General features: G+C 41.5%; 13 protein-coding genes. 8 read left to right on the top strand and 5 right to left on the bottom strand.

Going from position 1 to position 14465, the window contains the following annotated elements; translation table 11 throughout:
• Positions 1-61: 61 nt before the first annotated feature.
• Positions 62-361 (bottom strand): hypothetical protein, encoded by a 300-nt coding sequence (locus tag IYN84_RS03825; RefSeq protein ID WP_196137835.1) that lies wholly within the window; start codon positions 359-361, stop codon positions 62-64.
• 353 nt (positions 362-714) lie between these two features.
• Between IYN84_RS03825 and IYN84_RS03820 the strand changes: the two genes are divergently transcribed.
• Positions 715-1620, top strand: coding sequence for a hypothetical protein (locus IYN84_RS03820; protein WP_196137834.1), 906 nt, complete (start codon positions 715-717; stop codon positions 1618-1620).
• A gap of 158 nt (positions 1621-1778) precedes the next feature.
• The gene (locus tag IYN84_RS03815) at positions 1779-3227 is read left to right on the top strand and encodes a methyl-accepting chemotaxis protein (protein WP_196137833.1); all 1449 of its coding nucleotides are present in this window, start codon (positions 1779-1781) and stop codon (positions 3225-3227) included.
• A 331-nt stretch (positions 3228-3558) separates the two neighbouring features.
• Here IYN84_RS03815 and IYN84_RS03810 read toward each other — a convergent pair whose 3' ends face one another.
• The 4 genes from IYN84_RS03810 to IYN84_RS03795 form a co-directional block, all read right to left on the bottom strand.
• Complete coding sequence (locus IYN84_RS03810; RefSeq protein ID WP_196137832.1) at positions 3559-4635, bottom strand: tetratricopeptide repeat protein; 1077 nt, start codon at positions 4633-4635, stop codon at positions 3559-3561.
• 404 nt (positions 4636-5039) lie between these two features.
• A complete protein-coding gene (locus tag IYN84_RS03805; RefSeq protein ID WP_196137831.1) occupies positions 5040-5579 on the bottom strand; it encodes a manganese efflux pump MntP family protein in 540 nt (179 codons plus the stop codon).
• A 23-nt stretch (positions 5580-5602) separates the two neighbouring features.
• Positions 5603-6436, bottom strand: a complete 834-nt coding sequence (locus tag IYN84_RS03800; protein ID WP_196137830.1) for a zinc-ribbon domain containing protein — start codon at positions 6434-6436, stop codon at positions 5603-5605.
• Positions 6437-6451: 15 nt separating this feature from the next.
• Positions 6452-6712, bottom strand: a complete 261-nt coding sequence (locus tag IYN84_RS03795) for a DUF5062 family protein (protein ID WP_196137829.1) — start codon at positions 6710-6712, stop codon at positions 6452-6454.
• Between the two features lie 301 nt (positions 6713-7013).
• Between IYN84_RS03795 and IYN84_RS03790 the strand changes: the two genes are divergently transcribed.
• From IYN84_RS03790 to IYN84_RS03765, 6 genes are read left to right on the top strand one after another with little or no spacing between them, the layout of a single operon-like run.
• Entirely contained in the window at positions 7014-7976 is a 963-nt protein-coding gene (locus IYN84_RS03790) for an AAA family ATPase (protein WP_371734816.1), read from the top strand.
• Between the two features lie 14 nt (positions 7977-7990).
• Positions 7991-9046 (top strand): DUF58 domain-containing protein, encoded by a 1056-nt coding sequence (locus IYN84_RS03785; RefSeq protein WP_196137828.1) that lies wholly within the window; start codon positions 7991-7993, stop codon positions 9044-9046.
• Entirely contained in the window at positions 9043-9582 is a 540-nt protein-coding gene (locus tag IYN84_RS03780) for a DUF4381 domain-containing protein (protein ID WP_196137827.1), read from the top strand. Before IYN84_RS03785 ends, IYN84_RS03780 begins: the two co-directional genes overlap by 4 nt.
• 2 nt (positions 9583-9584) lie before the next feature.
• Complete coding sequence (locus tag IYN84_RS03775) at positions 9585-10754, top strand: VWA domain-containing protein (protein ID WP_196137826.1); 1170 nt, start codon at positions 9585-9587, stop codon at positions 10752-10754.
• Positions 10744-12597 carry a VWA domain-containing protein gene (locus IYN84_RS03770; RefSeq protein WP_196137825.1) on the top strand — a complete coding sequence of 618 codons (1854 nt, stop codon included), beginning with the start codon at positions 10744-10746 and terminating at the stop codon, positions 12595-12597. Before IYN84_RS03775 ends, IYN84_RS03770 begins: the two co-directional genes overlap by 11 nt.
• Positions 12597-14276 (top strand): BatD family protein, encoded by a 1680-nt coding sequence (locus tag IYN84_RS03765; RefSeq protein ID WP_196137824.1) that lies wholly within the window; start codon positions 12597-12599, stop codon positions 14274-14276. The genes IYN84_RS03770 and IYN84_RS03765 overlap by 1 nt, the downstream gene beginning before the upstream one ends.
• Positions 14277-14465: the final 189 nt, after the last annotated feature.

Below are 14465 nucleotides of genomic sequence, written 5' to 3'. Positions count from 1 at the left end.
CGAGATTTCTCGAAACACGACGAATTAAAACCAAATTTTTAAGCCGGCAGAAATGCCTGCTTTAACCAAAGTTGAAGATTGATGGTGGAGCTCTGGAAAGGTAGAGGTTGAAGGCTCGTTGGACAGGCTGTTTAAACTCGGAGAGAAGTTCAAGACGGGCCTCTTCGACTAATAGGACAGTTTTAACTGCGTCATGCGAAGTGATAATGTCATCCAGGTGAGCAACCTGAGCGATACAGACGTGGTTCTTTCCAGAAAAGAAGTGATCCGCGCTAAACTCATGATCCACCACCGCTGCCTGGACCAGAATCCAGCCAAGCATCAAGGGTAACAATGAGTATTTACGTAAGTTTTTTCGCATTAACTTCTTAAACAGAAATAATTTCGCCAGTAAACGGAGCTTATTCTGTAATTTTCCGAGGAATAGTTCAAGTATAAGTTTCTCCCATATCGCAGATACAGGCATTTACCGCAGGCGACAACGACAATGCCTTTAACTAATTGTCCTTACCTACACGCCTTTGACTGCGAACCTTTGACGGCATACATTTTGGCACTTGGATCTTTCAAAACCTTGCTTTAAGTGTCAGCCCTTCTTCTGGCTTTACCGCTTATATTGACTATATTTATCTGTATTCAAACATAGAGCCTGCGGTATTTCTTACTTTTTAGACACATCAGCGTACTTTACCAGACTAACTCAGGAGTCAGATCATGGTAGTTAACTATTCAAGATTTGCATCATTTCTTCTTTTAACCTTAATCGCTTGTGGTGGAAATTATCATAAGAGCTGTTGGGATGACGTTTGCAAGATCGTAGATAATGGTGTTGTAACTTATGAAGGCAACCCCGAAAAGATCGCAGAAATAAAAGCTCGTGAACAGGTTTACATTGATCGTCTCCAGGCAAGAGAGGCCAAAATAGCAGCTCGTCAGGCAGCAATTTCAGAACTACCAAAGCGAGGCCCAAACGAAATTATTCGAGTCGGAATCATTATGCCCGAATCTTATCATTTCAGTCTGGATAAACATAAGGGAACCTTTTACCGATGGATTCTGCAACCGTTACAAAAGGATCCAAAAATTAGAGTCATTCCGCATAAAAAGATGAGTAGCTATCTTTCTGCTGTCTATCAAACTGTACCGGTAAACAAAGGCTGGAATGAAAGTGGTCCAAGAGAAAAACAGGCCTTCGTACCGGATGAATCAACGTTTCATAAACTGCGTGATTTAGGTCTGGATGTTGATGTTTTAATCTACACCAGCCTCTCGGTCAAAACCCAAAGCGGTCTGGTGGGGGGACGTGGCCAGGGAGTCGGAGTAATTAGCGCTAGCAAAGTAGAAATAAGTGGCCTCGCATCGTCAATATTTCAATTTAATGCACACAGACATTCGGTTCTGGGAAAAAGCGTGGGCAAACTTGATATTCAGGGTGTCGACAAAGAGGGTGAGGTCAAATCTGCCTCTCTCGGTAATAATCAACGAGATATCAAAAAAGATGAGGCCGCAGCCCGTTCTTATGGGCGATATCTGGCCAGTGTTATCAAATCACAGATTGCGCCTCACCTTCCATCTTTAAAAGCGCTTAAAGATTTCGAAGCGAAGCAACCCCGTCTATAACTCGCCGCCCACTATAATTGTGCCACACTATAATTGTGCCATGCAGGTTAACTAAGACCGGCATGGCGACCGACATTACCAAAGCCATGAGTACTGGCAGAAAACCGATGTTTTTCTATACTTTATACCAGTTATTCAATAATTAATGTGGTAATGATATGGCGCAGGAAATCCAATTTCTCGACTGGCTACTACCTGATACCAGCAAGATGTCGACTCAGAAGAAAATGCGATTCAACGCTTTAGTGTTCTTCTTATTTTTTGCTTTTCTAGTTGGTGTTTACAGCCTGATCAAATGGGGAAAGCTGGAAAATCAAGCGCTGGTAGCTACCTCTTCTATTTTGCTTGTCATTCTTTTCATTTGCTTTAGCCTTATAAAAAGCGGTGGAAATCCTATTCTTACCGCCAACCTGGCAATACTTGGAATGTCAGTACACAGCTTTAATATCAGCTATCAATTGGGCGGCATTCAATCAGCACATATTTTCTGGATACCGGGAATAGTCGTTTTTGCCTATTTGCTCGCCAATGCCCGCTCGGGAAGCTTCTGGTTTTTCGCCGGTTTGCTACAGACTGTCTATTTTATTTATAGCTTTCACTCGGGCGGCCAACCGGCAGCTTTTCCACTCGACTCTTCAGCCCAGAAAATCAATGATTATTCCGGCTATATATTACCGCTTATTATGATATGGGTCGCACAAGCCTACTTACACAGACTGCGAGCCATTACGCTGGAAGAAGTCTATGCGTTTAAAGAAGCGGCAGAAAAATCCGCCGACAAAGCACAAATTCAGACAGAACAACTCTCTTCTCTAGTTGATGAAGTTAGGGACGGTATACACACCTTAAATGATCTCAAAGGTCGTCTCCAAAGTATGGTTCATGAAAATAGTCAACACGGAACTCACATCACCGACGAATTAGATGAGCAACAAAGTTTAACCAGAGAGATGCAATCCCAAATAACTCAAACTCTGGAAAGCGTTGAGCAAACCAATAGTCTTTTCAGTGCTCTTGGTCAATTGTCTTCAGAAGCTTCACAAGTAGCTGAAAATGCAAATGACAATATGAACAAAGCGGTTAAAACTATCACCCAAACGAGAGAACACAGTCGCAATATACTAGACTCTGTATCGGTTATTACCAGTATTGCAGAGCAGACCAATCTTTTGGCATTAAATGCTGCCATCGAATCAGCCCGAGCCGGTGATGCGGGCCGTGGATTTGCGGTGGTTGCGGATGAAGTAAGAAGTTTATCAATAAAAAGTAATGAGTCTGCCAATCAGATTGGTGAATTGCTGATGAAAAGTTCTGAAAATATGGAACAAGGTTATAATCAGGTAAACAGTGCCGAACAATCTGTCCTGGATGCATTGCAGAAAGTCTCAGATATGACCTCTCAAATTGCTCAATTGACTCAAGTGATCGGCGCTCAAACAGGACTCATTCAAAGTGTTGCAGAACGTTCAGACTCTGTAGCCAGATTGTGCGAATCGAGTACTGGAGCAGCTCATGGACTATTAAGTGCGAACCAGCAACTAGAGGACATTGTGAATACTCTTTCAGAGCAATCAGACAAGCTGGAACAACAACTTGCCGGGCATTAGAGTATTGTAACTTAGTGCAATCTGCGTTCACTTTTCCTTATGTAAGAGCGACACTCAAAATCAAATACTCTGCCCCTTTTGATTTTGAGATGGAACTCAGGCTGGACATAAGGTGGAACTAGCGGTTACTTAGGGTGACCGCCTGTGGTCATCTGTTTTTATTTGGATGGGTGTCCCGGTAACTCCGGTAACTTGAGGATAAGTTTTGTAGGGCTTACGTTTTCGTACCATTGGGACACTCCTTGGAGACTGTTAAATCTCTGATTAAAAGTGTCCGTCAAATCGGGGTAGGTTCAGTCCCCTTAACTTTCCCCTTTAGATAATTTCTTGCCTATTTACGCTTAAGTTCGTATTCCTGAGTGGTCTTTGAAATCATGATATTTAAGCGATTTTGCAAAGCCTGATTCTTGTCTTCAACTTGATTTCTATAATCCTTCGCTTTTATTAAGTAACTATTATCTTCTGTTGTCAGAAACATTGCTAGCTGGCTCTTAACCAACAAAACATATGCTTCTTCAACGCCAGATTCAGCTGCTTTTTCTAAGTAATAAACCGCATCATGGTAATCTTTTCTTGATTTCATTCTCTTTAACAAATGAGAACCAAGCTTAAAGGAAGCAGCTTTTTCTCCATTCATACTAGACTCTTCCAAAAGCTTAATACCTACAATTTCGTCTGAATTAAGATGTATTAGACCTAATAGATAAGAAGCTTTACTTAAATCTCCATGAAGTCTGGCCTTTACTAGCAGCTCTTCAGCCCTTTTAATATCTTTAATAACTCCTCTTCCATAAAAATAGTTGGCCCCTAAAGGATAGTATGCAAAAGACTCGGCATTATTTTCGGCAAAGATAAGAAGTTTGTTTGCCTTAAAAAACTCCCCCTTAACAGAATAATAATTACCCAAAAGCGCTGCTGCAAAGCTGTTATTATTCTCAACGTAGAATTGTAATATTTGTATAGCGGCATTCTCGTCAATCTTATTCCTTAGCTGTATCCACGCTTTAAATATTTGTGGAAAGGGTTCATTAATTTCTGACAAAATATTAATAGCTTCCTTAACTTTTCCTTTTTCTTCGAGGTATAGTGACTTTAGTAACTTTGCCTCAGTGAGGTTTAGTGCACCTAAGTTATTTAAATCTTTAGCATCAAGCTCGTTATTCAACACTAGCAGTTTGTAGTAAACCTGAAAATATTCTCTATAAACATCGATATTTACTTTTGATATTTCTTCACTTAGTACCTCTTTACTAAGCTCGCCAATCAAAAAGCGTTTAAAATACTGATCAACAGTTAGTACATATGTAATATCACAAGATGTTTCACTTTTAATTATCCCTACATATTCTAACCAGCTAGCCCAATAAACATTGGCCGCGATTAAAAAAGCTATCAAATTTTTGTACATAACTTAAGAAACCTGTTAATTAGAGTTACTCATAGACTTCAGCCCCGTTTTATATTCACACTCAAACTACTCTGGAACAGCTCTAAATGGATAATGACTATTTGTCAACAATCAAAAAAATAAAACAGTCCCTCACCATACATATCGACTTTACTTATTCAAATACGAATTATCGAACCATTTTCAAATCAAATTTTATTCAAAGATTAAAAACCTCTTTAAGCAGAGACTAAATCAATTTTCTTTGGAGACCATACAGGAGTGATCGATTCATTTAAGAGAAGAAAAAATGCTCTAAATATTTTTGTTCTACCAACAATTCGAAGCATTCCATGATTTCTTCTTTCATTCTCAGTTCGAATTTTTATACATTCGAACAAAAACAACGATTTTTTCTTCTAGATCTAAAACACCAATATCTTGAGACCAATCAATATCAGTACAACCCCTCCCAGAAATTCAGCCTTACTTTCCAACCAGACACCACTCCTTGCGCCGATATAAACACCAGTCCAACTGAACGCCATGGTTGTGATACCAATAATCGCACAAGACCAAAACGGATTAACATCGATAAGGGTCAAAGTAAACCCGGCAGCCATAGCATCAATACTGGTGGCAATAGCAAGAATGAGCATCACTCTATGAGTAATCAATGCGATATCTTCTTCAATTCCCTCAGTAAGCGCTTCATAAATCATTTTGCCACCGACCAACAATAAAAGAATAAACGCTATCCAGCTAGCATAACCTTCAACCCAGCCAAGTACCCCCTTCCCGCCCAGATAACCAAACAATGGCATTAGTGCTTGAAACAGACCGAAATAGATTGCAGAAGTTATTGCAAGCTTTCTGGTTTTCTTTAGATGTTTTGAACCAAGACCGATAGATACGGCAAATGCATCCATACTCAGTGCGATTGCTAATAAAATGACTTCTATCATCGATTATTTTCCGAGTACCACCATCAACGTCTTTGCTTTAAATCAAACTTTTTAAATTCGAATAGTTGTTCCGAGCTTTCGATCAGTTCCCTTAACTCAGGGGTCACTAATACTGTCTCATTCTTATAAAGAAGCAAACGATTACCGCATAGACTTGTATCAAGCAGACTCCTTTTATCGTCAATCCTCTCTACTTCCAGTCGCTCAAATCCTGTTATCTCTCGACTATTGAATCGTTCAAAGATTATTACCGGACTAAAACTGACGTTGATTATTTCCAGTGATTTTAGAATATTAGCCATCATAGTATTAGCTATTACATATTCATGACCGACCATAAGAGCATCTAGTGGCTCCCTGTTAATTGGCTGATACCGCCCGTCAGCCATTTTATAGAAACGATTCTTATTGCGTAGTATTAACTCAAAAAGCCTGGTGTTTTTTGTGCAATTATTATCCGTTGTTTTCGTTAATCCAATCAGACGATGCTCCATCCCCAAATCATATTTATCCGTATACTTCTTGTATTCCTGAATAGCATCAATCCATTCCTGAATATAGGGGGCGTTTTTCTTGCTACTTTCTGTTTCCTTTTCCCTCTGTTCCTTAAAATATCTGAACCTTGACTTTAGCGCGTTATATTTATGAAAACATTGATTGCAAAGCGAAGAGACCCCTCGTAACTTTTTGAGAACTTCAAAGTGGTGCTTCTGCTGTTGTGCAGTCCAGACCTCATCTAAACCGCACCCTCTGCACGTATATGAATAGTCATAATAAAAATCAAACTTTGGGTCGTAGTAATCATACGAGCGCTTGAGCTCGTCTGCCCACAAGTCCTTATTGGCAGCAATTTTCATAGGTGTGATTACTCCCTATTTCAACAAAGGATGATCTTCCGGTAATTGCTTGGCAATCCACAAAGCCAGTTTATGTTTCATATTGAGTTGATTCTCCTGGTCTTTGGCTAGAGGCTGGATAAGTTTGTCATGAACCAACAAGCGATATAGGGCTTCAATCTTCTCTTTGGCTGAATCTGTCGCCCCAAAGCCTTTATACCCGCGATTTCTGGCATACTTCTCACCAATTTCTACGGCTTTTTTTAATAATGCGCCTTCATTTTTTATTTTCTTCATCGCCATTTCCTTTCAAGGCAGAGATTGCTAGCATTCTGAAGTATTATCCAGCCGCTAGTGGAAGTGTCGATTGTAACGCTGGCAAGCTCCCTTGTCGCGACGATTTAATAACCTTGTTCGATTTTTGTTGATTGGACAACAATTGAACAGGTTTAATATTTTGTTGCATTTCACGGGAAACTTTTGCCTCTTTATCTGCCTAACTACTGGAAATAAGGGGTATTATCGGTTAAAAATGCTTCCCGACGTTAAAAATACAATGAATGAAAGGCTTAAAGCTATGTCGAACAATGATACCAATCTGTCTCTCAATGAAAAATTTGCGGTCTTGAAGGATGATCTCTGCCAACAGATCATTGGACAGGAAGCGCTGGTTGATCGCTTGATTATCGCTTTACTTGCCGATGGCCACTTAATCGTAGAAGGAGCGCCGGGGCTCGCTAAAACCCGAGCAATTAATGCACTGTCCAAGGGGCTGGAGGGTAACTTCCACCGTATTCAGTTTACCCCAGACCTTTTACCGGCGGATCTAACGGGTACTGAGATTTACCGCCCACAAGATGGCACCTTCCGCTTTGAAAAAGGTCCCCTCTTCCACAACTTGATACTTGCTGATGAGATAAATCGTGCACCGGCCAAAGTTCAGTCAGCGCTTCTGGAAGCTATGGCGGAGCGTCAGGTCACGGTTGGCAGTCAAACCTATGCACTACCTGACCTCTTCCTGGTTATGGCCACACAAAACCCGATTGAGCAGGAAGGTACCTATCCATTACCTGAAGCTCAGCTCGACCGATTTCTGATGCACGTCAAAGTCGACTACCCTAGTGCTGAAGCTGAAGCCAGGATTCTAAAACTTACACGAAAAGAGGCACACAAGGCGTTTGAGGATTCAAAACATCGTGAACTGATGCAGGAGGATCTCTTTACAGCTCGCGATCAGGTATTAGATATTCATATGTCGCCGCAACTGGAAGAATATGTCATTCAGTTGGTAGTCAATACACGGAATACTGCCCAGGTGGATAAAGATCTTAATCGTTGGCTGGATTACGGTGCAAGTCCACGAGCAACTATCTCTCTGGATCGTTGCGCACGAGCGCGGGCCTGGCTAAATCAAAGAGATTACGTCACACCTGAGGACATTCAGGAAATGGCTTTTGATATCTTCCGTCATCGCCTGATTCTGACCTATGAAGCAGAAGCAGAAGGTATCACAAGTGATGATGTGATCGAAAGATTAATTCAAGTAACACCATTAGCTTAATTGAGATAGCCTGAATGACTGTCTGGTCCAAACCTGCTCATCAGTTTGCTCAAAGTAGCCATGAAGATCTTCCAGGCGACTTTAAGTTTGGAATTGATCTGACCCTTGGTCAGCTAATAGAAACCAAAACACAACCTATTATTCAGTGGTTAGCGCCTGAGTCGAGAGTAAAAACCAACCGTGTAGGCGGGTTTCGTTCTCGCTTTAAGGGGCGTGGAATGGATTTTGATGAAGTTCGCCTCTACCAGATAGGAGATGATATTCGAAATATCGACTGGAAAGTGACCGCCAGAACTGGTGATGCTCACACCAAACTATTTAAAGAGGAAAGAGAAAGGCCTGTATTCGTTGTGTTGGACCATATGCCTAGCATGTTCTTTGGAACTCGATCAGTCTTCAAATCGATACTAGCCAGTAAAATAGCAGCTCAGTTAATGTGGAATACCCTAACCAATGGTGACCGGTTCGGCACTTTAATTTTTTCAAATGACCATCATGTTGAAATGAAACCTTCGAGCAATCGCAGAAACTGTATGCGATTACTTAATCGTGTTGTGGAAAGTCATCAACAGACACTCAGCAGAACATTTGCAGACGATACCAGAATTGAGTCTACTCCAGATAAAACCACTGAAAATGACGCAGATTCGGGTAATCCATTTGCGGATACATTGAAACGACTACAATTTCTCGCCAAACCGGGAACCCTGATTCACCTGGTAAGTGACTTTTATCTGTTTGATGAAAAGTGTCAGAGACACCTGAGCAAACTTTCGCAACATGCTGATGTTCACTGTATTTTGATTCACGACCCGATTGAACAGGCTCTCCCTCCGGCTGGACTTTATGGAATAACTGACGGAGTTAGTGACGGACTTCTGGACACCAGCAACGGCCAGTTGCAAAAAGAGTATCAGCAAAACTTTATACAAAAAGTTGAACAAATTAAAGATTTCTCCTTGAGCCACAAGGGTGTATTCACTTTGATCGATACCGATTTTAAACAATATTCTATTGGTCATCACTCGGCTTCAGGAGGTATCAACAGCTCAACAGGAGGACAGCAATGAATCAGGCTGAAAATCCTCTAAATCAGTTAAGAGACATTCATCTCCCGGAACAAATAAATCAGTTTGAACTTGCCCCGGGTTGGTGGTTAATAATTTTTCTTCTGTTTTGCTTCTTAGGATATCTGGTATACCGTCAACTCGAGAAGAACAAGATTAAAGCTAAGCTGGCGCCAGCCAGGAAAGAAATTGAGAACTTAACAAAATCACCTGCAGACTATCAAAGCGTCAACCTGCTTTCCGCCTTGTTAAAAAGAGTCTCGTTACTCCATTTTGAGCGAAAAGCGGTCGCCTCTCTTTCTGGCAAAAAATGGGGTGAGTTCTTAAACGGTATTACTCCAGATTATCAATTTAGTGAAAGACAAATTGAGCACCTGACAGATTCAAACTACCGCCCGAACAATTCAATTGCTATCGACGAATGGCATTCAATGCTTGAGATAGCGGATGGAATAATAGAAAGTATTATTCTAAATGGAGCATCAAGGACTTCTCAGTCGGATGTTGTGAATAATGCGCCGGATGGAGTCAGGAGCTAGTTATGCTGGAACTTAAATATCCACTCGCCTTAGCCTTGACTGTTATACCTTTAGTAATCTGGCTGCTTCAAAAGAAACAGCCGCAGCAGGTATCTCGAATCAGAACGCCTCTTTTTGCCAGTTGGCAGGCCATTCAAACTAGCCATCACGCTAGCGGCAAAGCGTTACTGACAAAGATTTTGTTATTTTTAACCTGGTCATTACTTGTATTAGCGGCAGCCAGACCGCAATGGATCGATGAACCCATTAAACTACCGATCAGTGGAAGAGATTTATTACTCAGCATTGATGTTTCAGGGAGCATGGAAGAAGAAGACCTTAAACTCGGTGGTCAACCAGTTAATCGACTGGTTGTTGTTAAGTCGGTTATCAACGAATTTCTTAAAAAACGTGAAGGAGATCGTGTTGGTCTGGTTTTATTCGGTGAAAATGCATACCTGCAAACGCCACTGACTTTTGATTTAAAGACAGTGACGCACATGCTTAATGAAACTGAAATAGGCCTGGCAGGAGCCTCGCGCACGGCAATTGGTGACGGCATAGGTCTTGCAGTTAAAAGACTAAGAGAAAGACCCGAACAAAGCCGGGTATTAATTTTGCTCACAGATGGAAGAAATAACTCGGGTGAGCTGGACCCTATTGAAGCTGCAAAACTCGCCAAGCACGCCGGCGTAAAAATATATACTATCGGTGTCGGGGCTGATGAAGCTTTCCGCCAGTCACTCTTGTTCGGAACAACTCGATTTAACCCTTCAGCCGAGCTGGATGAGCAAACATTAACACAGGTCGCTAACTATACTGGTGGTAAGTATTTTCGCGCAAGAAGTACTCAGGAGCTTGCACAAATCTATAATATTTTAGACGAGCTAGAGCCTGTCGAAGACGAGCCTGAAACCTATCGCCCTGTCCAGGAGCTCTATTATTATCCAGCTCTATTAGCTTTAATAATTTTTGTTCTTCCAATGCTGTTCCGAGCTTTGACAGTTATATCAGCCAGGAAAAATTACTCTGATTCTTCAAACTATGGTTCACCGCTCACTCTTATTCAAAGTGCTAAGCAAAAAGATTTTTCTGGTGTACAAGCTGACTCAGGCAATAGAGTTGTATCAGCTAGCCAAAATAGTTTAGATAGCCAGGAAATGAAATCAGGAGGAAGTGGACATGTCAGTTAACTTAGAACATTTTCACTTTATTCGCCCACTACTGCTATTGTTGATCCCGGCAGTGTTTTTAATTGTTTATTTTCTTAAACAAAAAGCTTCAGCACAGTCGGCATGGAAAAGTGTTATTTCGCCACATTTATTAAAATTTCTGACTGTCAGTGCGCAGAATGGTCATGCACAAAAACTTAACTCTGGTCTATTACTGACCTTAATAACGATACTTGTCATTGCTGTCAGCGGTCCTTCTTTCAGACAAAAGCCAGTTCCCGTATTCAACTCAGAGAATGCACAGGTTGTTCTTCTGGACCTTTCACTGTCAATGGATGCGACCGACATTAAACCTTCGCGTCTGGAAAGAGCAAAGTTTAAACTAATTGATCTACTTAAACGCACTGACGAAGGGTCTATAGGATTAGTAATTTACGCAGGAGACGGTTTTGTTATAAGTCCTTTGACTTCTGATGCAAATACGATTGCCAACATGGTACCGACTTTATCGACCGCCATTATGCCCGTTCTCGGCAGTCGACCAGACAAAGGTATTGAAAAAGCCATAGACCTTCTTAAAAACGGACGACATTCTAACGGACAGATTATCTGGCTTACTGACGGCGTGGATGAAGAATATGTTGATCCCATTGTAGATTCGGTTGAACAAAGTGGATATCAACTTTCCATTTTGGCAATTGGCACCGAGCAAGGAGCTCCTATTCCTCTCCCTAATAAAAATGGATTCCTCAAAGATGGTTCAGGTGGAATAGTTGTACCTAAACTGGAAGTAGAATATCTTCTTGATATTGTCGAGCCTCTTGATGCTAGTTTTGTAAAAATGACAGCCGATCAAAGTGATATTGACTACCTTGAATCACAAATTGACTGGCAGGCAGAAAAAGACAACCCAGCAGATGAGCAAGAACAAAAAATTAGCAAATGGATTGATGATGGCTACTGGCTTATCTGGGCTGTCCTATTATTATTCACCTTCAAACTATTAAGAAACTCTGGCCAGGCAATGCTCGGAATTTGTTTAGTTTTGCTGACCAGCGGCTTATTACCTTCTTCTAACTCGTACGCAGCAGAAAGTCCCCCTGGAAGTTCTAATAGTGATGCGACAGGTGTTGAAACAACATCAGAAAACCAATCAGAACCACCGGCCTCACCTTCACTGACTGAACAGTTGAGCCAAGGCTGGAAAGACTTCTGGTATACCGATAACCAACAGGCCGTATCAGCTTTTCGTGAAGGCGACTATTCAACTGCCGCCCAAAAATTTGAAAATGAACAATGGCGAGCAACGTCCGAGTTTAGACAAGGCCGGTTTGAAAGTGCTGCGCAACAGTTTTCTTCGGGAAAATCAGATAAAGCGCTTTACAACCAGGCTACTGCACTTGCCAAAGCCAATAAGCTGGAAGAATCTCTAAAGACTTACGAAGAGCTGCTTAAGAACAATCCAGAACATGAAGATGGTTTATATAATAAAAAAATTGTCGAAGACCTACTAAAGCAGCAGCAGGAAAATAAAGAGCAACAGCAAGACAAGGAACAGCAGGAAAAAGATCAAAAAGACTCCGAACAACAAGGTGAACAAGATAAACAGAATCAGCAGGAAAAGGAATCCGAGCAGGAAAAGGAACAACAAAATCAGCAGCAGCAAGAACAAAACCAGCAAAAACAAGAGCAAAAAGAACAAGCAGAGATGCAGGAAGATGACCGTGAAAAATCGGAAAAAGATCAAGCTCTTGAGCACTGGTTACAAAAGATTCCGGATGATCCTGGCGGTTTGCTAAGAAGAAAAATGTATCGCGAATATCAACGTCGTGGCCGTAAACAGAAAGAAGAGAAACTGTGGTAATGCGATTAAAATACTTTAAACAAATTTTATGCTTTTGCTTCGCTTTAGTGTTTACAGGCACCTTGTCTGCAAAAGTTACGAGAACAATTGATCGCCAGGAAATATCGGTCGGTGAAACTTTCGTCCTGGATATACGCACTGACGGAGAGCTGGACAGTCAACCCGACTTATCTCAAATACCTGGTGACTTTACAATTGTTTCTACAAGTCAATATCAACACACCCAGATTATTAATGGTGAAACTTCCGGGATAAAAGGCTGGAAGATAAAGCTGAAAACTATGAAACAGGGAGAAATTACCATCCCTTCGATCGATGTCGGAAGTGAATCTACCCAGCCAGTTAAACTCTTCATCAAAGACGCGTCCAATCAGGTAGATCTGGATGGTCAGGCGAAAGCCATCTTCCTGGAGACATCAGTTGATGTTGAATCTCCTTACGTTCAACAACAGGTGATCTACACGATAAAACTCTATCGAGCGGTTAATACCCATTATGCCAATCTGACTGACCCTGTCGCGGCAGATACAGTCGTCGAAAAGCTCGGTGAAGATGTTCAATATGAAAAAGATATCGGTGGCAAACGCTACTTTGTTTATCAAAGAAAGTTTGCGATATTCCCGCAAAAAAGTGGAAAGATTAAAATCAACCCGGTTAACTTCACGGCTGATGTTGCCGATACCCGTAATCGTCGTAGCGTTTTCCTTAACTCAACCCGTCCAGTTAGTATTACAAGTGAAGCTATTGAGCTAGACGTGAAAGGAATTCCTGCACAGGCATCTACCCCATGGATGCCAGCGCAGATGGTGTCATTTACTCAAAACTGGACGCCAAATACAGGCGAACTAAAAGTTGGTGAGCCTGTCACCTGGACTTTAAAGCTGACTGTTAATGGTTTAAGCGAATCACAACTTCCGGAAATTAAACTGCCGGAAATGCCGGGCATACAGCTCTATCCAGATACACCGAGTAAGGAAAGAGATACAACCCCCGAAGGTATTGTAGGCCAAAGAACAGAAAAATTTGCAGTTATCCCTTCGGTTGAGGGAGAAATCACCATTCCGGAAGTAACCGTTAAATGGTGGGATATCAATAGTGACTCAGAGAAATCCACAACAATTCCTGCAAGAAAGTTTAAGGTACTACCAGGTGCGCAGACAAACAACACGCTGGTTACCACTCCGGCCAAGCAAACATCAAATGAGCAGAATCAGAGTTTGGTCGTTAGCGAAGACTTATTACCGTGGCAAGTTGCGTGCGGAGTATTATTTTTAGCCTGGCTTTCAACTTTGATCGCTTATCTAAGGAAAAAGCCCAATACTCACTCAGTTTCAGGACACAATACTAGCGAGTACTCGGAAAGTAGCAAAGACGCGATCAAAGCAAGCAAATCTGCAGCCAGCCAAAAAGATCTACAACAGCTTGAAGCAGCGTTAATAAGACTGGCTTACAGTTGCGGTTACACCAAGGTAAAATCTCTCGGTGCGCTAATGCAAATGATTGAGGATTCTTCGCTAACTGAAAAATTGAGTAAAATTCAGTCAGCGCTTTATTCTGCTGAGCAACATAGCCCTGATGATTGTTTAACCAATGGAGATATTGACGAAATTTTTCGCCAGGTTTCTTCCAAACGAAGAAATAAGGGCTCCAGCGACATTCCTCCCCTCTACCCCTCATAACACCGTTAATTGGCGCAATTTGTGAGTGTGATTTTTTCACATTTTGCGCTTTACTTTAGCGTCAAGCACCTATATATTGTGTCGCATATACGAGATATGACACCAGATATAGTAATTCTTTGATTTTCAAGGTGTTTCTCGTTATGCACATTCAACTAACAGTTTTCACCCCTGTTAGACACAAGTTAT

The sequence above is a fragment of the Aliikangiella sp. G2MR2-5 genome (assembly GCF_015687155.1).
In the GTDB taxonomy this organism is placed as follows: Bacteria; Pseudomonadota; Gammaproteobacteria; order Enterobacterales; family Kangiellaceae; genus Aliikangiella.
Note: the sequence above shows the minus strand (reverse complement) of the source record. Positions and strands in the feature narration are given on the sequence as shown.